This window comes from Spiroplasma endosymbiont of Ammophila pubescens (genome assembly GCF_964020965.1).
Classification (GTDB): Bacteria; Bacillota_I; Bacilli_A; order Mycoplasmatales; family Mycoplasmataceae; genus Spiroplasma.
Genome location: NZ_OZ026611.1, coordinates 941,214 through 964,653 on the forward strand (window position 1 = coordinate 941,214; position 23,440 = coordinate 964,653).

Below are 23,440 nucleotides of genomic sequence, written 5' to 3' on the forward strand. Positions count from 1 at the left end.
GACAATTTATAATTTAGCATTAGGATAATATTTTACTTCTGAATTAACATTATTAGGAATTACTAAAATATTTAAACCATTACCAACGCGTTTAATTAATTTTAATAATAACACTAAAATTGATTTTGTGTTTAATTTAACTCATGCTAGTGGAAATATTTCCTTTGGAACAATTACACATAAAGTTTCAACTAAAATTAACAATAAGGTTGATAAAGAAGAATTTTATCGTATCCCAATTTTCACAATTCAACCGTATCATAAATTAACAGGACAATTTACAATGCAACCACGCGGGATAACAACTAAATTTTTTAATCCATTAAATTATATTAATTTACAAGATAATTTATTTGAAGAAAAATTTTTAGTTGGTGGTACATCTGAACGAGCAATTAAAACAATTTTAACGCCACAAGTTCGAAAGAATTTATTTATTTTAGCAGGAAAAGTGCCAACCATTCCAGCAGTTGATGTTGCTGATGGGGTTTTAACGTTCTTATTTCAATCTTATTTAGTTAAAAGTTGAAATGATAAAACAATGGCATTAACAACAGTAGAATTTTCCGAAAAATTTGATAATATTATTCAAGATATTCTTGCAAAAATTGAAATTGATATTATTTGATTAAAAGAATGTTTTACATGATTAAATCAATTTGACATTATGATTGTCTAGTAAATAATTTTATAATTACTTATTTTATTTAATAATTACCAGAAGAGAGATGATAATAAATGGGAGAAAAGTTTTTTACAAATCAAAATCAACAAAAATTATTAGTTGAATTAAATAATGAAATGTGTACTGCTGATGAAGTATGCTTTGTTTTTCCTTTTATTTCAAAGGCAATTATTAATAAAATTGAAGCATCAATTAAACATTGCTGAATGCAAAAAATTTCAATTCGAATTATTACAACAACTTTTGATGATTTAGCAGAATACAATAATTTATTATAATTGACCCGTTTAGTAACAACTTATGATAATATCCAAGTCAAAGTTGAAGATAATTTAGAAAAACGAAGTGAACGAATTCATATTAAAGCTTCCCTTTTTAAACGATTCCATGGTATTTCAACCGTAATTCTTGGTTCTTCAAATTTAACTTATAAAGGAATGGTTACTGGGCGAGAATGAAATATTAAGTTAACAACAAAAAATAATCCTAATTTAGTTACGGAAATAATTGATGAATTTGAGTATTTATGAAATGAAGTTTTAGTTTATTTTAATGATGAAATCGCACGTAATCATTTATTAGAACGTATTAGTCAAAATCAATCAATGCGAATTGCAACAATGTTTAATCATACTACAACTGAAATTTTAACCATTCGAAAATACTTATATGATTTTCAAAAAGCAATTGTGGCAAAATTACAGTATCGTCGTCGTTGTGGTAAACAAGCACATTTAGTAATTATGGCAACGGGAACGGGGAAAACTGTTGTTGCTGTGTTTGATTATTTCCACCAATTACAAGAAAATAATCATCAACCCTTGAAGTTGTTGTTTTTGGCTCATCAGAAAGAAATTTTAGACCAAGCCTTACAAACTTTTCGCAATGTTTTGATGGATCAAACTTTTGGAGAAGTAATGTATGAGGGCAAAGTAATACAGAATCAAACGCATATATTTGCAACTATTCAAACCATGGCAAGTCGGTTACCACAGTTTGCGACAAATCATTTTGATGTGGTTATTTTTGATGAAGCACACTATATTGCTGCTACAACCTTTGACCAAGTTTTTAATTATTTTCAACCACAACAAGTACTTGGATTAACAGCAACACCAGAACGAGAAGATGATAAGTCCATTAAAAAATATTTTCTTAATGAATATGCCAAAGAATTACGACTATGAGATGCAGTTAATCAACGTTTATTATGTCTATTTGATTATTATTGTATTGATGATAATACGGTTGATTTAACTGGTGTTGATTTAAACGCTGATAATGAACTTTTTAAAAAGTTAAATACGAATGCTCGAAATGAGTTATTATTAAAAATGATTGATAAATATATTGGCTTATATGCAAAACCAGTTGCCTTAATTTTTTGTGTTACAACTGAACATGCTAAATTGGTAGCAATATTTTTACGAACAAACCATTTACGAGCAGATTACTTAACATCTGAAAATCGTGACCACCGCGCGCGGATTTTACATGAATTTAAAACAGGGCGAATTAATTATTTATGTGTTGTTAATATGTTTAATGAAGGAATTGATGTACCAGAAATTAATACTATTATTTTATTACGACCAACAAATTCAAAAACAGTTTATTTACAACAGCTTGGGCGAGGGCTTCGTAAAACAGAATTAAAAAGTCGCTTAGAAGTTTATGATTTAATTAGTAATATTGATAGCAAATATGATATTACTGTTGGGATTAAAAACTTATATGATCCGAAATTAACATCAATAAAGGGAGTGTTAGCTAATGAAGGACTGCCTTATAATTGTACAATTACCTTAGAACAATGCTCACAAAAAATTATTTTAAATAACTTACGAAAATGATATGATAATCGAGCTCGAATTAAAACCCATATTCGTGAATATTATCAAAAATATCAAGAGGCAGGATTAAAACATTTACTATCTGATTATGATTTATCCTTATACCAATTTTATAATTATGTTAATGATTTTTATGTTAAAATTGGCCGAAATATTACGCATTATCATCAAAATGACAATAATACTAATCGTAATAAAAATATTTTAAAACAATTTTTATTTTTAGATAGTTATCCAATTATTAATTATTTTATTTTACGTTTAAGTCAAACTATTACTGCTGATGCAATTAACCTTGAATATGATAATTTATTAATAACATCATTATTATATGAAGTAACAAGTATGAATGTTTTTACGCAATTATTTCCAAATTATTTAACGATTCCTGATTTAGTAACTTATTTTATTGACCAGCATCAAGTGATTGTGGCTGAATTATTGTTACTTTTACAATATAAATTAGAACATGAAACATTAAAAATGTATTCTAGTGCAGCAACACCATTATTACCCGAGACAAATTATACTGTAAAACAAGTCTTATCCGTAATTGGCCGAACTAATTTTTTATTATCACGAGGTGAATTACGAATTATTGCTTTTCAAGCAGGATATCTAACATTTGATCAAACAAAACAAGTTATTTTGGCGGATGAAGATGGTACTTGTTATGGAAAATTAACCAAATATTTACCTGATCAAAAGATATTTTATTGATCAATTCCAGAAGTGATGACAATGGCTAATAAATTAGTGCGAGATATGCAAAATAGTGCAATAACCAAATACTTATTTTTACAAAATAAAATTAATTTAAAATGACCAAATTTAGGATTAAAATTATATTCTTTTGTTGGCTTTGGCAAGTATGACACAATGTTAACAGACAATTATCTTACTGCAAAATTTTTTGTTCAACTTGAAGAAGAATAGATGATATTAAAATGTATTTATAATTGTAAGTAAAAAAGATTAATCCATTTCACCAGTTAAGCAAAAATGTATTATAATTAAAGAATAGTATTATTTTATTAAAGGAGCCTATAGTAAAATGGAAAGTTTTAATCTTGAATACATTCGGAGTTTAGCGAGATTAACAATATTTAATAATGCCGAACAGTTATACCAAACAAAAAAATAACATTATTAAAAATTGATGAACAGAAAAGTTCAAGCGATGAAAAAGAATTAATGCTTTATTGCCAAGTAGCGTCAAAACATAGTGGGGATTATTATGATGTTAATGTTTTTTTTACTTTAAGCAATAATTTAACTTTTTTAACACGGCAAAATTGTAGTTGTATTGACTATAATTTTCAACATCAAATTTGTCAGCATATTATTGCAGTTTTACTTTTTGTATTTTATGAATCAAACAATAATTTAGTTACTTGACGGTTATTTTTTACAGTGACTGATCAACTATTAACAACATTTATTAATAAAAATAAACAAAATTATAGTTTAAAAGAACGAATTATTACTTGTCAATGTAATTTAATTATTGATTCTACTTTGCAACAACCACCAGCAGTACAACTAAAGTTAGGATATGAAGGTGAGCAGTTGTTTGATATTAAAAATATTTATCATTTTTTGATTTTTTTAACCAAACCTGCCCTTGATCCAGATTATTTAAAAGGTTATGAAATTTCACAAAAATTTACTTTTTATCCTAATAAAAGTACTTTTGCACCATTTGTTGAAAAAGTAATTATGTTTTTACAACAAGAATTTATTAATGTTAGTAGTTTTTTACAAACACAAAAAATGGATTTTTATGGGGTATCAATTACGAAAAGTTTTGGGTTTTCAGCATTTCAAACAGAACGATTTTTAAAACACATTAAAAGGGAAACAATTAAACTAATAATTGATGGCGAAGAATATTCTGATGTTAAAATTAGTGTTGATCAATATCAACCAGCCTTATCTATTCAACAAGAAGATAATGTTATTCAAATTATTAATAAAAAAGAAAATCCAATTATTTTAACAGCAACGCAACAAAGTCTCTTTGATACTAAACAAATTTTTTTATTAAATGATAAAGATACTTTTTTATTAGGACCAATTTATCAAACAATGGCATTAACAAAACACAACAAAATTATCTTTAATCAACAGCAAACTAATGATGTTATTAAAGAAATTGTTTCCTTATTAGATTATCCAGATAATGCAGTTCAAATTGACCCTATAATTTTAAATTCATTAGAAAAAACACCATTAGTTATTGAAAGTTATTTTGATTTTAAGAACAAAGAAATTATGTTACGATCTCTTTTTCGCTATGGAAAAATAACATTTGATTTACTAAATAAATCCAATAATGACAATAAAATTGTTTTACGAAATGTTTATCATGAACAAGAATATTTAACATTTTGTAAACAAATTGGTTTTGTTCAAAAAGGGAATTATTTTGTCTTAAATGAATTGGAACATGTTTTAAAATTATTATCAAAAGATATTTTAACATTAGAAACGCTTTCACAAATTTTTTATACTGATAATTTTAAAAATGTACGTTTAATTGATTTTAAAGTAACAAGTACTACAATTAATGTTAATCAAAAAAAATGACGGGTTAGAATTTGATTTTAAACTTTCAAAACTTGATTATTCAGATTTAGGGGAAATTTTAAATGCAATTAATCGTAACCAGAAATATTATCAGATAACAAATGGTAACATTATTGATTTGCAAGAACAAACATTACAAAAATTTGCAACTTTAATTAATCAGTTTAATTTTAAACAAGAACAATTTATGCAAGGAAAATTACAAGTTCCAAAATATCATGCTTTAACAGTGTATAATAACTTAACTTTATGAGCTGAGTTTAATTGCTGTTTTAATGTTGATTTTGAGAATTTAATTACAAAAATTAAGCATTTAGAAGAAAATGAATTTAGTATTCCAGCATCATTAGCATCTATGATGTGTGATTTTCAAAAAAAGGTTATTTTTGATTAAAAACCTTAGCTTCGTTAGGGTTTGGTGACATTTTAGCAGATGAAATGGAATTAGGAAAAACATTACAAACAATTAGCTTTATTTTAAAGGAATATGAATTAAATCGAGAAATGGCACCGGTTTTAATTATTGTTCCAGCAGCATTAATCTATAATTGAAAAAAGGAAATTGATCGGTTTGCACCAATGTTACAAACATTAGTTATTGCTGGTGAACGAAAAACACGGGAAATGTTATTTACCAAAATTAAGCATGGGCAAGTGGTTATTACCTCTTATCCATTATTACGCCGTGATATTCATTATTATCAACAATTTTTTTCAATATTGTTTTTTAGATGAAGCACAACATATTAAAAACCCACAATCAATTAATGCAAAAGTGGTGAATACTTTAAAAACAGGGATTCGGTTTTCCTTAACAGGAACGCCAATTGAAAATAATTTAACTGAATTATGGTCAATTTTTAATTTTATTTTACCTGGCTTTTTATTACAACATTAACAATTTCAAAAGCGATATGAAATTCCAATTGTTCGTGAACAAAACGAAGCAGTTAAAAAGAATTATTACAAAAAATTGCACCATTTATTTTGTGACGTTTAAAACAAGGGGTAATGAGTGAATTACCATCAAAAATTGAAAATAAAATTTTAGTGGAAATGACAACACGACAAAAGAAAATTTATGCTGCATATGCTAATGCTGCTCGAGAAGAAATTAATAAAATTTTAACAGCTGGACAATATCAACAAAATCGTTTAAAAATTTTTGCTACCTTAATTAAGTTACGGCAAATTTGTTGTGACCCGAGTATTTTGGATAAAAAATATCAAAATGAAAGTGCTAAATTAGATGCATTACGTGATATTTTTGGTGATCTTGCTGGTAGTGGTCATAAAATATTAATTTTTTTACAATTTACTACTGTTTTAAAACGAATTAAAGCAATTGTTGAAAAAATCGGTTTACAATACTTTTATTTAGATGGGAAAACTCGTTCGGAAAGTCGTGTGCTAATGACACAAAAGTTTAATGAGGATACAACAGTTAATGTTTTTTTTAATTTCTTTAAAAACTGGTGGGGTTGGTTTAAATTTAACAGCAGTAGATGTTGTTATCCACCGTAGAAAACCAAACAACAGATCGTGCTCATCGTTTTGGACAGCAGAATACTGTTCAAGTAATTAAGTTAATTGCAAAAGGAACTATTGAAGAAAAAATTTTAACAATTCAAGATAATAAACAAGCTGTAATTGATGCTGTTTTAAATAATAATTCAGAAAATGCTAATTTTACAAAATTATCAGAAGCAGAATTACGAAATATTCTTGAGTTATAAAAATAAAGGAAATAACAAAAAAGTATAATAATTTTTAAAAATATTTTTACATAGTAAAAAAGTTGTTAAAGGCACGAGGGTTTTTTTTTTTTTTTATTCAATATAATGATAAGTATCTTATTGAAGGAAGGTGACATATTAATGAAAAAGTTATTAACGCTTTTTAGTGCTTTTGTGTTAGGTAGTGGTAGTGTGTTTGCGGTGGCTAGTTGTAGAACACGGCCAAAGCACAATATTGATGATGAAGAAGTAAATGATAATAAAGATATTGAAATTTTAAATCAGATCAAAGTCAAAGTACGCCAAACGTTGACAGCATTGTGGGATACAAAGACAACAATTGATATTAATGATTACTCGGATCAAGAAAAACTTAGAAATAGGACACATTGGTGGAATTTTTACTCCTATTTTTAATTTTTTTAATAAGAGAACATCAGATTTACAAGGTACGCTTAAAGATGTCGACGTTGTGAGCAACAATCTAAAGTATAAAGTTAATTATACTAAGAATGAAAAATCTTTGACTATAAAATTATTACATAAAGGTTGAGTCTACTCATATAATGATATTAGTTTAAGTTACTTCACCTTTATGAATAATGAATTTAACTTTTACTATAGTTTTTTTATTAATGTAATGTGAAAAGATATTAACGTTGATAATAATAAATATTCTTTTTTACAAATAATAGAGTTTCAAGTTATTTAAATATTTAAACTAATTATTTATAGTCTAATCATTACCTTTTTAGAGGTTTTAAAATAATGGCAATTTACAAAAAGGATGTTATCCTATTCTTTGCTTTTTCTAAGATAACAAATAAAGAATATTTGAAAATGTGATATAATAATAAGTCATTTACAACATAATAGAATATGATTGGACTAAAGGAAGTATAAACAATGCAAAATGATATGCACACTATATATGATGAAATGTGTGATACTTGTAAAAAAACCTTTAAAAAAATTATTTTAGCAATTTGTAGTGACCGAACAAAATATGTTAATAATTTACTTCTTTTTGTTTGTAAAATTAATCCAACATTTACTCTTAAAGATGATGAAGGAATAATGCCAATTGCATTAATTAATTGTAAGGATAATAAGTATACCTTTTTTTGAAAAACTAATTTTTTAGATGTCTCGAGCAATCCAAAAGTTCCTGTTGTTAACCAAACAATTCAATTATCAAAAGAAACAATTGACAAAATTCCAACTCATCGTCGTTCGTTGCCAATTAAGTCTAAACCACCGATTGAAAAAGTTCCTGTAGTTCAAGAAAAGAAAGTTGAAACATTAAAACCAATTCCTGAAGCAACAACTAAATTAGAATTAGAGGCGGAAAGTAAAATTGAAATGCCAGATAATGATAAAAATAAGGATAATAATGATATTAAAGAAAAACCTATTGATTTGCCAACTGAATTAATGATACCATCACCTTCAATTGACGATGAAGCTATTGCTTTGGCAAAAAAATGGAACCCGATTCTATGACATCAATGCGTAAAATTTTACATACTACTATTAACCGAAAAATGCAATTCAAAATTTGAAGTTTAGTTGTTATTTTAGTAATATCACTTGTTGGTTTTGGCATTGGTGGATGACAATTATGACAACACTTTGCAAACACTGCAAATAATGAAAATAATGGTGGAGGTGTTAGTGAACGAACTAATATTACTTTATTAGGTGGTGATTTAAGTAAACAAGTTATTGAAATTGAAGATTCAAATAATTGGATGGATTTATACGGTGCTTTATTAACCTTAGAAATTGGTTTCAAAAATGATGGGAAATTAGAGCCACAACTGTTAGAAGCAATTAAAGATCCAGCTACTACTTTAACTTTTAGTAGTGAACGTTTTCGCGAAGATAAAACAGTCTATGCAGCTAAAATTATTATTAATGCAGATAAGGCAACTAATTTTTATGGTATTACTAATATTGCAATCCAAGCTAAGTCAAAACGAATTAATATTATTAATTTGGGTACAAATTTAGCATATACTCCTGTTGATATTTCAAGTGATATACCTAAAGATATTTTATCAGCTATGATAGCAAATTCAAAAATTTCAAATAAGTTATCACCAGAATCATTAGCGTTGTTACAAACGGCGCAAAAAGATGAAAATTTATTTCTAAGAATTGATGGTAGTGTTAATAAAACATCTGGTGCAACATCTGATGTTCAATTAGTTATTTTAGCGGATAAATCAAATCTTTATAAAGGAACAGCTTCATTTTCTTTGAAAGTAAAATGAAAATTATAACAATTAATTTTTAAACTCATTATTATCTATGAGTTTTTTTATTTTTAAAAAGGATTTCTTGTAATTTACAAGTTAATCTAAGATAGGAGGAAGATAGGAGAGATGTATGCTTCAATTTATGGAACAGTTCAGGATATTAATGCAAATTTAATTTATTTAGAACATAATAATTATGGTTATGAAATTAATTTAGTTACAAATAAATTATTTGAGTTTAAGAAAACAATGCAGATTAAATTATATACTTTTTTAGTAGTAAAAGATTATTTTCAATGATTTGGTTTTTTAGATTTAGCAACAAAAAAAATTTTTTGTGATTTATTAACAATTCCAACAATTGGAGTTAAAACTGCTGTTAAATTATTACAACAAATTAGTGTGGAAGATTTATTAACTTTAGTTCAACAAAATAATTTACATCAAATTGAGCAATTACGAGGATTAAAAGTTCATAGTGGTCGAATTTTATTTAATGCATTACAAAAAATTTATTTAACAAAAAAATATAATAATTTACAAAATAAAGTTATTAATTGTTTAAAAACATTAGGTTATTCTTTAACAACTATTTATCAAACAATTAATGCAATTAAATAACCACCAAAGCAACTTGACCAATATTTAAAAATAGTTTTAACAGCAATCAGCAAAAATGCAGTTACTTAATTTTCGTCCTGATAATTTTGAAACATATATTGGTCAAGAAAGTATTAAAACAAATTTAAAAATTATGATAGCAGCTAGTCAAAAACAACAGTTGCCTTTAAAACATATGCTTTTTATTGGCGGTAGTGGTATGGGAAAAACAAGTTTAGGATATTTAATTGCCAATTTATTAAAACAAAAATTACATCTTTTACATGGACCAAATTTACAAAAACCAAGTGACCTTATTACTTGTTTAATGCAAATTAAATCTTTTGATTTAGTTTTTATTGATGAAATTCATGCTATTAGTCAAGAAGTAAGCGAAACATTATATCCGGCTCTAGAAGACAATTGCTTAAACTTAATTTTAGGAAAAGATTATAATACTAAAAATGTAACATTATCATTGTCACCGTTTACATTTTTAGCAGCAACAACTTTGTTATATAAAATTCCACAACCATTATTGAATCGTTTTACAGCTGTTTTTTATTTTGAAGAATATAGTAATTTTGAAATTCAACAAATTTTAAATAATTTATTTTTACAAGTTGGATTAGTTTTACCAGCTAATGAATTACAATTACTAACAAGTTATACTCGTAATAATCCCCACACCACTTTGCGGTTATTTTATCGAGTATATGACTATTTGGTTGTTAATTCTCGTTCAATTGATCTTGACTTTTTAACAGAAATTTTAACTAATTTAAAAGTATTTCAAGATGGGTTAGAATGAAATGAAGTTAATTATTTAAAACATATTTATCATCTTTTTCAACAAAAACCAGTTGGTTTAGGAACATTAGGCCAAATTTTAAATGAACCGCTTTTAACAATTACCAATAATTTAGAACCATTTTTATTAAAAAAGGGCTATTTGTTAAAAACCCTATGGGGCGGGTATTAACATCAAAAGCAATTGAATTTTTAAAAAAATTAACATAAATTGCTTAATTTTTTAAATAACTTAGTTATAATAATAGATGGAACTAAGGTAAGGTATAAATATAATGCAAAATCATCAAAAAGAACAACAACAAATTGCTAATTATGTTTTAAAAATGATTAGTTTAAAAACAGTAGATTTAAAGTTATTAAATCGAAATATTACTGAACAGGATGTTATTAATTATTTATTAAAAATAATTTTAGTTGATAAAAAAATTATTGATGTTAGTGATGCTGCTTATTATATTTTTAATATTAAACTTAACCGGATAATTGAATTTATGAATAATCAAAAAATTACTGATCCAGATTTATCGTTAGATGATTTTAAAGATATGTTTATTAAATCATAGGATTAGATAAGAAATAGTGTACAATATATAAAGAAAAGTTGAAAAGTAGAATAGTGGTGTCAAGCGTGGAAAAGAAAGAACAAGTTAAAATAATTAAAGAGCCAAAAGATAAAAGAGCAATAAGTCGATTAATTATCCGAATCGGAACGTTAATTGTTTTAGTTATTGCTATGATTGTTGGTGCGCTTTTTTCAGCGGATAGTTTTCGTTATTCATATCAAACAGGAATTGCTTATTCAGGAGGATATCAAGTTCAAATTGATGTTTTTGACAAAAGAGACCCTAATTATTCACCGGATACTCCAAATGGAGATAGCAAAAAAGGTTTAGAATTATTACGAAATAAATTAGATCCTTTATCAAACCAAAATTTATATTTACAAACATTAGGACGTAATTCGGTTGAAGTTATTGTTGGAAAAGATAGGTTTAAATCTTATAATGACTTAAGTAAAATAATTCAACGATTAGGAGCAATTTACTTAACTGATAATAAGGGAAAAGATTTATTAATTAGTGATAATAATGGAACAAAAGAACGAACACCATTAAGTGATGTTATCTCTGGTTCAACAACAGGAGTTGACCAAGCACGGCGACCAATTATTACCTTACAAATTAAAAATCAACAAAAATGAGATAGCATTATTAATAGTTTAAAACCAACAGAAGGAGGCGGACAAGCACAGCCATTATATATTTGAACTGATATTGGTCAAATGATTGATGATTTACGCCATGATATTGATAATATAAAAGCAATTGCAACTTTGTTTAGTGTTGATATTCGTAGTAAGGTTTCTTCAACAGATTGAACAAATATTTATCATATTTTTGATGTAGAATATTATGATACAGGGACTGCTCGAATTCAGCATGGAAATTTGTTAGATTTAGCATTACGTTATCCAATTTCACAAATTAGAACATGAATGGAAGATATTCGTTTTCGTTTTACAACAGTACCGACAAATCGTTTATTAATTGATCCAAATGATAAAAGTGCTACAACAAATGCATATATTGATCCATTGCGACCATATTTACAAACAATTATTGAATATAATAGTGTTTTGACCGAAGCATATAAAAAATATATTATTAATTGAAATTCAATTAAAATTGGAACTGGTGCAGCCGAAAATTCAAATCAAATTACAACATCAACCGAAACAGAAGCTCGTCAAATTAGTAACTTGGTTAATGGGGGGCTAAGTGGACTAGAATTTACTATTCGCGGTTATCGTGAAATCCCACCGGTTGTTTCAGCAAATGTGTTTAAAATTTCAATGATTATTTTAGGTGTTCTAGTTTTAGCCATTTTTATTGTATTATTAGTTTATTATCGTTTATTTGGATTAATTGCCATCTTAACTTTATTGTTTACAATTATTTCAACCTTATATTTTTCATCTTTATTAAAGGTTGAAATTTCACCAGAAAGTATTGCTGCCTTAATTATTGCTTTTGGATTATCATTAGAAGGAAACTTGTTGTTCTTTTCACGGTATAAACGTGAGCGGTATGAAAATAACATCCCATTTGAACCAGCAATGAAAATTGCTAATAAACAAACAATTGCTGTTTTTATCGATGCTTTAGTTGTTTTAGTAATATTAGGACTGTCGCTATTTTGAACAGGAACTAATAATATTAAATCATTTGCCACAATTTTATTAGTTGGTTTAATTATTGCAATTATTATGGTTTTTGCCGTAGCGCGGTTAATGTATTGAATTGTCATTAAGTTACATTGACAAGAAAAATATCGTTGGTTAGATGTTTCACGATTTTCATTATGAACCTGATTGTTTAAGAAACAATCAAGAAAACTAGCTACGGATGTTAAAATAGTGGATTCTTCAACAACTGAACTTCCATCTGATGTTGAGGTAAACCTGCCTGCTAATGCTGAAACAGAATTATCTGCTTCAGCCCCTGTAGAAAATAAAAAGCGTAAACAATTAAAACATGGCAAATGAACCTTTTATAATATTACAAAATGAACCCCAATTGTTGGAATCATTTTATTAATAATTGCCTTAGCAATTGGTTTTGCTGGAAAAGCAAATGTTGCTAATACAATTAAACCAGGAATTAATATTACAGTTAATGAAGACTTGTGAGGAACAGATGGGTTTAAACAAGTTCCAGATGAAGTTGTAATTGCCAAGTTAAATACGCAAATTGAAGAGTATCGGCAAATAACACGTCATAATTTTAGTTTTAATATTTATGTGATTAAACGACAAGATAGTGGTAATAGTAACCATATTTTAGTTGTTAGTACAAATATTACGAAGGGTACTTTTGAACGTGAATTGTTATCAAGCATTTCTTCATTTTATGGTGCTAGCCCGAGTGATACATCATTAGCCTTACAACAAACTGATCCAGTTATGGAAGGTTATATCTTAAAAATTGCGGCAATTAGCCTGGCAATTGGTTTAGCATGTATTTTTGTTTATACATTATTCCGCTTAGATTGAGCACAATTTGTTGGAATGGTGTTAGCCGCAATCTTTACGTTAATTGTTACTATTGCAATTGCAATTATTACGCAGTTGTTAATTACCTTTGAAATGTCAATTGCGTTCTTAACGATTTTTGGGTTTGCAATTGCTTTTGGAACAATGATAATGGTGCGTGTAAAACAAAATAAAAAAGCAATTAATATTCGTGAGTATGAAACATTCTTTGCCTATATGTCAGAACATCGTGCTCAAATTAAACGTTTACGTCGTGCTCATAAAGTTTATTATCAAGAGGAATTAAAAAAACTAGCAGTTAAAAATCCAGATTTAAAATTAAAAGAATTGAAAAAACAATATCGTGACCAATTGCACCGGGTAGAATTGGTGGCAAAAGATATTAAAAGTAAAAACCATAAAATCATCCGAGAAATTCAAAAAGAGTTTCGGATCTATAATTATGAACATAACTTTTTACAAAAAGTTGCTAATATTACAATTAAACAAATGTTACAGCACTGTTTAACATTAGGAATTATGTTTGCGATTTTATTAATTACTTTAGCGGCTTTTTCAGGAACATGATTTGGCTTTAATGTTGTTATTTTAATTGGTTTAATTATTGGGATGTTTGCGACATTATTTGTTGCAATCCCAATTTGAGTAGCATTAGAAAAATATCGTGCATTAAATAAAATCCGTGTTAAAAATTACTTAGATTCACAACGTGTTGAAGTTGATGAACAAGTTGTTGTTGGAATTAATGATTAATTAACCAAGAAAGGAATTTTTAAAAATAGATCTAAAAAAGTTTATTGTTGATATTCCTAATTTTCCAGAACTGGGGGTTATTTTTTGTGATATTACTCCGTTATTAAATAACGCTTTGGCTTTTAAAACAGTAATTAAGCAATTAGCAGCGTATGCTGTTGCTCAAAAAGCAACAGTAATTATTGCTCCTGAAGCACGTGGTTTTTTGTTTGGCCCAGCTGTTAGTTAATTTACCAATTTACGGTTTATTCCTGTACGAAAAGCGGGAAAATTACCCCACGCAGTTATTGATGTAAAATATAGTTACGAATATGCGGCAAATCAATTAGAGATTCATGCTGGAGATTTACAACCAAATGATCGTGTGTTGATTGTTGATGATGTTTTAGCATCGGGAGGAACAGCATGCGCAATGTGTCAATTAGTTAAGCAAGAACAAGCAACAATTGTTGGTTTAGCTTTTATGATTGATTTAACATATTTAAATGGTAAAAAAGATTTAGGTTCATATCCAATTAAAACCCTGATTGAATATTAATGCTAAACGCGATATAATTATAATTATTATAATAAAAAGGGGTTGTTTATAATGGATCGAGATATTAAATATGAAGAAGTCTTAGCCCAAATTAAGTTGTATATTAAAGATGAAGCAACATTAAAGGAAATTCAGAAAGCATATGAGTATGCTGAAGAAAAACACCATGGGCAAGTTCGCAATAGCGGAGCAGCGTATATTATCCATCCATTATGAACAACCTTTTTTTTGGCACAATGACGAATGGGACCAAAAACTTTAATTGCTGGGTTATTACATGATGTTTTAGAGGATACTCCGGCTACCTTTGAAGAATTACAAGAATTATTTGGGATTGAAATTGCTAATTTAGTTGAAGGGGTAACCAAAGTTAGTTATTTTGCAAAAGAAAATCGGACACAAATCAAAGCACAATATTTACGAAAGTTATATTTATCAATGGCAAAAGATATTCGCGTAATTATTGTCAAGTTAGCTGATCGTTTACATAATTTAAAAACAATTGGTTATTTAAAACCAGAACGTCAACAAATTATTGCACGAGAAAGTTTAGAAATTTATTCAGCAATTGCTCATCGCTTAGGAATGAAAGCTGTTAAACAAGAAATTGAAGATATTAGTTTTAAAATTGTTAACCCTGTGCAATACAATAAAATTGTTTCATTATTAGAATCAAGTAATAAAGAGCGAGAAAATACTATTAATCAAAAAATTGAAGAATTAAAAAAAATTTTAATTGCTGAGAAAAAGATGTCTGTAAAAGTATATGGACGTAGTAAATCAATTTATTCAATTTATCGTAAAATGAATCAGTTTGGTAAAAATTTTGATGATATTCATGATATTTTAGCTGTTCGTATTATTACAAATAGTGTTGATGATTGTTATAAGGTGTTAGGTTTTGTCCATCAGCATTATACGCCATTAAATAATCGCTTTAAAGATTATATTGCTACGCCAAAACATAATTTATATCAATCTTTGCATACTACAATTGCGGCTGATGATGGTCTTATTTTTGAAATTCAAATTCGAACTAAAGAAATGGATGAATTAGCAGAACAAGGGGTAGCAGCGCATTGACGTTATAAAGAAGGGGAAAATTATGATATTACAAAAAAACAAAAAGATATTGATGAACGATTAGATATTTTTAAACGGATTTTAGATTTAGAAAATATTTCAGTACAAGAACGAGATGAAATTCAACAAGAAGTTTATAAACCAGATCATTTAATGGAACAAATTATTCAAAATGATATTTTTTCTTCGTTAATTTATGTTTTAACACCAAATGGAAAGGTTGTAACATTACCATTTGGTTCAACTGTTCTGGACTTTGCTTATAAAATTCATTCTGAAATTGGAGAAAAAACAATTGGAGCAAAAATTAATGGTTTATTTTCACCAATTTCAACTGTTTTAAAATCAGGAGATGTGGTTGATATTAAAACAGCAGCAACCCAAAAACCAAATCATTCATGATTAGTTGTCGCCAAAACATCATCGGCGTTACAAAAAATTAAGAAGTATTTGAAAAAAGAATTAGTTGAAGTAACTAGTGATGCAAAATCAGTTAATTTAGAGAAAATTAAACAAACAAAGGCACAAATTGAAGAATATATTGCAAAAAGAGATTTAAAATGAAAATTAGTTGATTCAGAAACACAATTAGAACGATTACATGCAATTAATTTTAATAATATTGAAGATTTTTTGTTAGATGTTGCTAATGATGAATATACTTTAGAAGAAGCAATTAATTTAGTTTATTTAGATCACGAAACAAGTCAAAATGAAAAAATTTTAAAAAAATTACAAGATAAACAATATAAAAAAGCACAATTAAAAGATGATATCATTGTCCAAGGTATTTCAAGCATTAAAGTTGTTATTTCACAATGTTGTTTGCCAATTCCATATGAAGACATCACTGGTTATGTTTCTAAAGCTGAAGGGATTAAAGTTCATTTAAAAACTTGTCGTAATATTCAAAGCGGTGATAAGCAAGACCGCCAAGTTGAAGTTAGTTGAAATGAAGCAGTTTGTAAAAATAAACAATATGATTGTGCAATTCGGATTGAAGCAATTGATCGACCAGCCTTACTAGTTGATGTGACAAAAGTATTAAGTCATTTAAATGCATCGGTTCAAATGATGAGTGCTAATGTTTCTGGTGATTTAATGAATTTAACAATTAAAACAATTATTAAGGTTAGTAATGCTGACCGCTTGCAACAAATTCGGTCATCATTATTAGCCATTCCAGATATTAAAGTAGTAGAAAGAGTTATGATGTAATTTGTTAATCACTTCAGAATAAATAAAAAATATCATCTTCATTGTTTTTTTGGTATAATATACCTATAATTATTTAGAAACATGGAGGAGACTATGGCATTAAAGTCTTGACTAAAATTTAGTACTATATGATTTTTAGCAGGAATTGTAATTATTATAGCTGGAGCAGTTGTTCCAACATTAAATCAACAAGTAACAGCCTTAAAACAAGAAATTATTAATTCATTAAGCGTTAAAGGATTAAACCCTAATCCATTAGAAACTTTGCAGGGAGATAGTGCTTATAATATTTTAAATTTTTTATTATCATATGGTTCTTTTCAAGCAGTTTTTAGTTTAAATGGATTTGCTCTTTTTAAATTTTGAGTAATTGATTTATATATTTTTGTTCCTATTTTTACATTAATTGCAGTTGGAACAGCAATTTTTGTTATTGTCTTACTAACAAATATAACAGTAGCACATTGAAAATGAAATGTTCGTTTATTAGTTGGTAAATGAATGACAAGAATTGGTGGCTTTACTCTATATCTATCCTTATTTTTAGGATTATTTTTCATTACCATTGCTGATGGTTTTTCTTTTGTACTGCGTGAAAAACTTTATTGATATAATTTAACTAATGGTCAAGGATTGGCAACTTGAATAAACAATGTACAATATCAACCAAATGTGTTTTCAATATTAGGTTTAATAATTAATCAAGATGGCTTAGAAACGCTTTTTGCACAAGCACCAACAATTATGCAAGCAGGAGCAGTATTAATTATTTTTGTGATGCCCCTTGCTGTTGCTAATGTTGTGATTGGATTATCAATTCGCATTGCAATTGAATTATTATTACCATCATCAGCAGGACACCGTGGTAGATTTGTAACTCATTTTATACAATGATTAGGATACATTAATATTTCTTCTATTCGGGAACTTCGTCAACGCTTAGGAAACAACATTGGAATGATTTTATTAATGATTGGTTTTATTGTAATTATGATTTTCCCTGCTTTCACATCAACAACGGGGTATGTTAGAGCTAACTGAATTCTTTTAGTAGTTGCGATAGGATTAATGATCATTAGTTTTATTCCCCTTTATTTTATGTTGTTTTGTTTAGCACGTTTACAAGAATTTTCATATAATTTATTAATGTTTGTTCAAATGCTAACATGATTAGTAATTGGTTTACTTTGACAAACCTTAATGTGAACAATATTTCGCCAATATTTTCAATATCCAGCCGTTGTGCCAGTAATTACGACTTTCTTCTTTGTTAATATTTTATTAGTTTCGTTTTATTTATTGGTTCGAGGATATCGAAAATAGACTTTTAGTAAGAACTTCTTTGAAATAAAAAAGTTTTTTTTCGTTTGGTATGCTATAATCCTATTAATTAATTATGAAAGAGAAGGGAATATTAAAATGACAAAATTTACAGCAAATGCAATTCGAAGAATGTGGTTAAATTTTTTTCGCAGTAAGGATCATTATGAATTACCTTCAGTATCATTGATTCCTGTTGATGATCCGTCATTATTATGAATTAACTCTGGTGTGGCGACGTTAAAGTCATATTTTGATGGGCGAAAAACACCACCATCACCACGCTTGACAAATTCACAAAAATCAATTCGAACTAATGATATTGAAAATGTTGGTTATACAGCACGTCATCATACTTTGTTTGAAATGCTTGGTAATTTTTCAATTGGTGATTACTTTAAAAAAGAAGCAATTATGTATGCTTGAGAATTTTTAACTGATAAAAAATGAATTGGGTTTGATCCTGCCAAATTATATGTCACAATTTATAAAGATGATCAAGAAGCTTATGAAATTTGATGCAATGTAATTGGTTTAAGTGATGAACGAATTATTAAAGGTGATAAGGATACTAATTTTTGAGAAATTGGGGCCGGACCATGTGGACCTAATACCGAAATTTTTTATGACCGTGGGGAAAAATATGATCCTGAGCGATTAGGATTAAAGTTATTGCAAGATGATTTAGAAAATGATCGTTATTTGGAAGTTTGAAATATTGTTTTTTCACAATATAATAATAATGGTGATGGGACATATACTGACTTACCACGAAAAAATATTGATACTGGTGCTGGATTAGAACGAATTACTTCAATTATTCAAGAAACACCAACTAATTTTGAAACTGATTTGTTTATGCCGATTATTAAAACGGTTGAAAAATTAGTAAATGGAAAATATCATTATGATGAAACAGCATTGTTAAACAATGATTCAGAACAATTAAAAATTAATACTGCGTTTAAAGTAATTGCTGATCATATTCGAGCAGTTACTTTTGCAATTGCTGATGGTGCTTTTCCAGGGAATAAAGATCGCAGTTATGTTATTCGGCGTTTAATTCGTCGTGCTAGTTTATATGGGAAAAAAATTGATTTAACAGAACAATTTTTATTTAAATTAGTGGGAACAGTAGTTAACATTATGCAAGAATATTATTCTTATCTAGTTGAAAAACAACCAATTGTTGAACAATTTGTATTAGATGAAGAAAATAAATTTTTGAGAACATTAGAACAAGGAAACAAACTTTTTAATGAAGTTAAAATAAAATATGGTATGATTTCAAAAGAACATGCCTTTCGTTTATTTGAAAGTTATGGTTTCCCAATTGAATTAATTGAAGAAGAAGCACACGAAGTAGGGATTAGTGTTGATCGTGTTGGTTTTGATGAATTATTAGAAAATGCGAAAACAATTTCACGTACTAATCGAAAAGATATTAAAGCAATTCATTTACAAAGCGAACTTTTTACCAAGTTAGATGTTGCTAGTCAATTTGTTGGTTATGAACATGAACAAGTTAATAATACAGAAATTGTCTTTATGTTTGCTGATGATAAACCAGTCACAAAATTAACTAATACAACAGGATATATCATTTTAAAAGAGACACCATTTTATGCTGAAAAAGGGGGACAAGCTGCTGATCACGGATTAATTTTAAAAGACAATACGACAGCTTATGTTCTCGATGTACAACAAGGGCCAAATAAACAGCATTTACATTTTGTAAAAGTTGAAGGGACACTTAAGATTGGAGATTTGGTCAATGCGTCAATTGACAGTGATAGTCGCTTTTATACACGGAAAAATCATTCAGGAACACATTTAATTCATGCTGCTTTACGAGAAGTGTTGGGAAACCATGTTATGCAAACTGGTTCTTATAACGATGATGAACGTTTACAAATTGATATTACACATAATCAAGCAATTACACCAGCGGAAATTACAGATGTAGAAGCTTCTGTTACAAAAGCAATTAAGGCTGCAATTCCTTGTGAAGTTATTTATACTGATATGCAAACAGCATTAGATGTGCATCATGCTTTAGCTTTTTTTACAGAAAAATATGATGCTGAGGTTCGAATTGTTAAATTTGGTACTTATTCTTGTGAACTTTGTGGGGGAACCCATGTGACTAATTCACAAGATGTTGAAGATTTACTAGTAACTGGTTTGGAATCAAAAGGAGTTGGAACATTTCGAATTCATGCTATTACCTCAAATAAAACAATTGCTAGTTATCTAAATGAACAATTTTTAAAAGAAAAAACTGAAGCAATTAATTATTTTGATAAGTATAATCAAGGTAAGAAAGCATTACTTGATCAACGTTTAGAGCAAACTTGAGAACAAATTAGTAATTTAACTGTTTCAAAAACAAACTGAAAACAGTTAAAAGAGTTAGTAGTACAATTTAAAGAAGATTTTAAACATTGACAAAAACAATATGATAATATTTTAATTCAACAATTTGTCAAACAATATAATACCTTGTTACCACAAACTAAAAATGGAATTAATGTTTTAACTCATCAATTTACAACAAAAGTTGATATTAATGCTTTAAAAGTGTTAATTGATGATTATAAAGTTCGATATCAAAACTTACTAATTTTCTTCGTTGATGTTAGTGATGAAAAACAAGCCACATTAATTGTTGGTGTTAGTGATGATTTACACGATCGTTATCAAGCTGGAAAAATTATTCAACAATTAAATCTATTATTAGGTGGTAAAGGTGGCGGCAATAACAGTGTTGCTCAAAGTGGTTTTAACAATAAAGACAAAACTTTACTTGTTAAATTATTTGCTGACCCGCTAGAATTTTTAAAACATCATGGCTAAGTATTATTTAGGAGTTGATGTTGGTAGTAAAACACTAGGGTTAGCAACAAGTCGGGGACTGATTGCGACTGGGTATGGTGTTTATCGTTTTCCAGAAAATGATTTTGCACAAGCAGCACAATATTTAGCAGAGTTAATTACAACGAAACAATTTAGTGATATTATTATTGGCTATCCAAAAAATATGAATAATACAACTGGACCTCGTGCTTTAATGGTTAATGATTTTGTTGATATTTTAAAACCATTATTAGAAGCAACGATAACAATTCACTTAGTTGATGAACGGTTAACAACACGTCAAGCTCATCAAATAATGTTAGAAGCAAATCTTTCGCGCCAAAAACGAAAACAAAAAAAAGATAGTTTAGCAGCGCAATTAATTTTAGAAGCATATTTACAACAAAAATAAAAGAGTCATTCTCTTTTATTTTTTTAATGTTTAATTATATAAGTATTGATATCAAAAGCAAGAAAAAAATGATATAATTTTAGATTAAGAATTTATTGACGGTTATAATTTAAAAATTTGAGGTAAAATGATGGCTAGTAAGAAATTGAATGAAACAAAACAATTACAAGAAGTTAATAATAATTTAAAAATAAATGTTAATGAAACAATGCTTATTAAAATGCTAACTAAGTCTTGGAAAAAGTCAGAACCATATTTAAAGTTAATGGAAGAATATCAAAATTTAAATTCAAATAGTGCAATTGATTGAAATCAACGTTATGAAAAAAAATATGAAAAATTTGTTAAATTATTATTAGGAGAAAATGCACAATTTAAAAAAACCTCAAGTAAAAAATCATCATTATTTAAAAAAGAATTGGCAAAAAATGCAACGAGTAGAAAGAAAACAATGGGACTAAATCCTAGCCAGTTAAGATTATTGTCAAAACGAAAATTATCGCGAGTTGAAGATTTATTTCCATCGCGAGTTGTTCGTGGTTATCAAGCATCACAAGAAGCAATTGAATCAGAGATAAAACAACCACGTCAAGCTTTTTTAAATAATAATGAATCTGTTTTAGCAAGTTTGCCAACCAAACAAGTTGTTAAGAATGAACTAACCTTAGATGAGAATATAAAGTCTGATAAAGTATTTCCTTCATCAGAAGAAACTAAAAATATTATTAGTAAGTTAAATCCAAATCAGCAACGATTAATCCGACAACGCAATGAACATTATGGACGATTTCAAAGTCAAACACAAGGTTCAAAAAATGACAGTCAAAACAAGGAAACAATTGAATCATTAAAAGGATTTAATGAACAAGTGAAAGAACATGCAAATAATTGAGGATTAAATCAAAATCAATTACAATTGTTATCACGACGAGATAATACTAAGCATGATTTTAATCCATATTCAAATCGAGCGCAAGAAGGTTATCATCCAGAAGAAGATTATTCTTTATCAAATCGGGATCTTAAACCACGGTCATTAGATGAAATTAAAGATCAAATGAATTTAAGTAAAAATCAATTAGAATTATTGTCACGTCGGAATTCACATCCTTCAGAGTGAAAACAACATATACAGCAAATCACACATAAAAAAGATAAAAATGAGACACCAATTGTGATTAACCCGGAACATGTTATTAAAAAACGTGATCAAATGGTCAAAGAATCATTATCCCGTAGTTTAGGAAAAACTAAGAAACAAATTGGTGGTAAATATATTCGTAATTTTACAAAAGAAGAACCAAAACGAAAACCAATTTTTAAAACTGATCTTTATTTAGAACCTGATATTACTAGACAAATTAATCCATTAATGATAAAACCATCAAAGAAGATTAAGTCAAAATTATCAGTAGAAAAAAAATGAAGCAATTGTGCCAAATTTAACTTTCACAAATGCAATTAGTAGTAAGCAAAAGCAACCATTTTTGAATGGAACTAATCAAAATAGTGTACCTACTAAAACAATAGGGGCTAGCAATAATAAAACATTAATTGAACAAACACAAAAAAATAAAAATGATTATATTTCAATTATTGATCCTAAAAAACGTCCTAATTTAAAAAAGTTAAAATATGGTAATGATTATGAAAAAAAATAATGATAAAGTT

General features: G+C 27.6%; 23 protein-coding genes. All 23 read left to right on the forward strand.

Annotated features, from left to right (window positions below):
* Window positions 1-127: 127 nt before the first annotated feature.
* The 23 genes from ABNT63_RS06000 to ABNT63_RS06110 all read left to right on the forward strand — a co-directional run bounded on the left by ABNT63_RS06000 (window position 128) and on the right by ABNT63_RS06110 (window position 23,430).
* Window positions 128-679 (forward strand): hypothetical protein, encoded by a 552-nt coding sequence (locus tag ABNT63_RS06000; protein ID WP_348734895.1) that lies wholly within the window; start codon window positions 128-130, stop codon window positions 677-679.
* A gap of 59 nt (window positions 680-738) precedes the next feature.
* Window positions 739-963 (forward strand): hypothetical protein, encoded by a 225-nt coding sequence (locus ABNT63_RS06005; protein WP_348734896.1) that lies wholly within the window; start codon window positions 739-741, stop codon window positions 961-963.
* Window positions 964-3,474 carry a DEAD/DEAH box helicase family protein gene (locus ABNT63_RS06010; protein ID WP_348734897.1) on the forward strand — a complete coding sequence of 837 codons (2,511 nt, stop codon included), beginning with the start codon at window positions 964-966 and terminating at the stop codon, window positions 3,472-3,474.
* 258 nt (window positions 3,475-3,732) lie between these two features.
* Entirely contained in the window at window positions 3,733-5,148 is a 1,416-nt protein-coding gene (locus tag ABNT63_RS06015) for an SNF2 helicase associated domain-containing protein (protein ID WP_348734898.1), read from the forward strand.
* Window positions 5,108-5,521 carry an SNF2 helicase associated domain-containing protein gene (locus ABNT63_RS06020; protein ID WP_348734899.1) on the forward strand — a complete coding sequence of 138 codons (414 nt, stop codon included), beginning with the start codon at window positions 5,108-5,110 and terminating at the stop codon, window positions 5,519-5,521. Before ABNT63_RS06015 ends, ABNT63_RS06020 begins: the two co-directional genes overlap by 41 nt.
* A complete protein-coding gene (locus ABNT63_RS06025) occupies window positions 5,488-5,877 on the forward strand; it encodes an SNF2-related protein (RefSeq protein ID WP_348734900.1) in 390 nt (129 codons plus the stop codon). The genes ABNT63_RS06020 and ABNT63_RS06025 overlap by 34 nt, the downstream gene beginning before the upstream one ends.
* On the forward strand, window positions 5,774-6,025 hold the full coding sequence (locus ABNT63_RS06030) for an SNF2-related protein (protein WP_348734901.1): 252 nt from the start codon (window positions 5,774-5,776) through the stop codon (window positions 6,023-6,025). Before ABNT63_RS06025 ends, ABNT63_RS06030 begins: the two co-directional genes overlap by 104 nt.
* Window positions 6,026-6,138: 113 nt before the next feature.
* Entirely contained in the window at window positions 6,139-6,651 is a 513-nt protein-coding gene (locus tag ABNT63_RS06035) for a DEAD/DEAH box helicase (protein WP_348734902.1), read from the forward strand.
* On the forward strand, window positions 6,636-6,863 hold the full coding sequence (locus ABNT63_RS06040) for a hypothetical protein (protein WP_348734903.1): 228 nt from the start codon (window positions 6,636-6,638) through the stop codon (window positions 6,861-6,863). Before ABNT63_RS06035 ends, ABNT63_RS06040 begins: the two co-directional genes overlap by 16 nt.
* A gap of 141 nt (window positions 6,864-7,004) precedes the next feature.
* A complete protein-coding gene (locus ABNT63_RS06045) occupies window positions 7,005-7,280 on the forward strand; it encodes a hypothetical protein (protein ID WP_348734904.1) in 276 nt (91 codons plus the stop codon).
* A gap of 489 nt (window positions 7,281-7,769) precedes the next feature.
* Window positions 7,770-8,432 (forward strand): hypothetical protein, encoded by a 663-nt coding sequence (locus tag ABNT63_RS06050; RefSeq protein WP_348734905.1) that lies wholly within the window; start codon window positions 7,770-7,772, stop codon window positions 8,430-8,432.
* On the forward strand, window positions 8,372-9,148 hold the full coding sequence (locus tag ABNT63_RS06055; protein WP_348734906.1) for a hypothetical protein: 777 nt from the start codon (window positions 8,372-8,374) through the stop codon (window positions 9,146-9,148). Before ABNT63_RS06050 ends, ABNT63_RS06055 begins: the two co-directional genes overlap by 61 nt.
* A gap of 102 nt (window positions 9,149-9,250) precedes the next feature.
* Window positions 9,251-9,745 carry a Holliday junction branch migration protein RuvA gene (gene ruvA / locus ABNT63_RS06060; RefSeq protein WP_348734907.1) on the forward strand — a complete coding sequence of 165 codons (495 nt, stop codon included), beginning with the start codon at window positions 9,251-9,253 and terminating at the stop codon, window positions 9,743-9,745.
* 55 nt (window positions 9,746-9,800) lie between these two features.
* Window positions 9,801-10,706, forward strand: coding sequence for a Holliday junction DNA helicase RuvB C-terminal domain-containing protein (locus ABNT63_RS06065; protein ID WP_348734908.1), 906 nt, complete (start codon window positions 9,801-9,803; stop codon window positions 10,704-10,706).
* Window positions 10,707-10,809: 103 nt separating this feature from the next.
* The gene (locus tag ABNT63_RS06070; RefSeq protein WP_114565089.1) at window positions 10,810-11,100 is read left to right on the forward strand and encodes a hypothetical protein; all 291 of its coding nucleotides are present in this window, start codon (window positions 10,810-10,812) and stop codon (window positions 11,098-11,100) included.
* A gap of 65 nt (window positions 11,101-11,165) precedes the next feature.
* Window positions 11,166-14,342, forward strand: coding sequence for a protein translocase SecDF, variant type (locus ABNT63_RS06075; RefSeq protein WP_348734909.1), 3,177 nt, complete (start codon window positions 11,166-11,168; stop codon window positions 14,340-14,342).
* Window positions 14,343-14,706: 364 nt separating this feature from the next.
* Window positions 14,707-14,880, forward strand: coding sequence for a phosphoribosyltransferase family protein (locus ABNT63_RS06080; RefSeq protein ID WP_348734910.1), 174 nt, complete (start codon window positions 14,707-14,709; stop codon window positions 14,878-14,880).
* A gap of 51 nt (window positions 14,881-14,931) precedes the next feature.
* Window positions 14,932-17,181, forward strand: coding sequence for a RelA/SpoT family protein (locus tag ABNT63_RS06085; protein WP_348734911.1), 2,250 nt, complete (start codon window positions 14,932-14,934; stop codon window positions 17,179-17,181).
* Window positions 17,182-17,274: 93 nt separating this feature from the next.
* Window positions 17,275-18,504: a motility-associated protein Scm1 gene (gene scm1, locus ABNT63_RS06090; RefSeq protein WP_348734912.1), complete on the forward strand. Its 1,230-nt coding sequence runs from the start codon at window positions 17,275-17,277 to the stop codon at window positions 18,502-18,504.
* A 96-nt stretch (window positions 18,505-18,600) separates the two neighbouring features.
* Window positions 18,601-21,357, forward strand: coding sequence for an alanine--tRNA ligase (alaS, locus tag ABNT63_RS06095; RefSeq protein WP_348734913.1), 2,757 nt, complete (start codon window positions 18,601-18,603; stop codon window positions 21,355-21,357).
* Window positions 21,350-21,769, forward strand: coding sequence for a Holliday junction resolvase RuvX (ruvX, locus tag ABNT63_RS06100; RefSeq protein WP_348734914.1), 420 nt, complete (start codon window positions 21,350-21,352; stop codon window positions 21,767-21,769). Before alaS ends, ruvX begins: the two co-directional genes overlap by 8 nt.
* 130 nt (window positions 21,770-21,899) lie before the next feature.
* Window positions 21,900-23,234, forward strand: coding sequence for a hypothetical protein (locus ABNT63_RS06105; RefSeq protein ID WP_348734915.1), 1,335 nt, complete (start codon window positions 21,900-21,902; stop codon window positions 23,232-23,234).
* Entirely contained in the window at window positions 23,203-23,430 is a 228-nt protein-coding gene (locus ABNT63_RS06110) for a hypothetical protein (protein WP_348734916.1), read from the forward strand. Before ABNT63_RS06105 ends, ABNT63_RS06110 begins: the two co-directional genes overlap by 32 nt.
* Window positions 23,431-23,440: the final 10 nt, after the last annotated feature.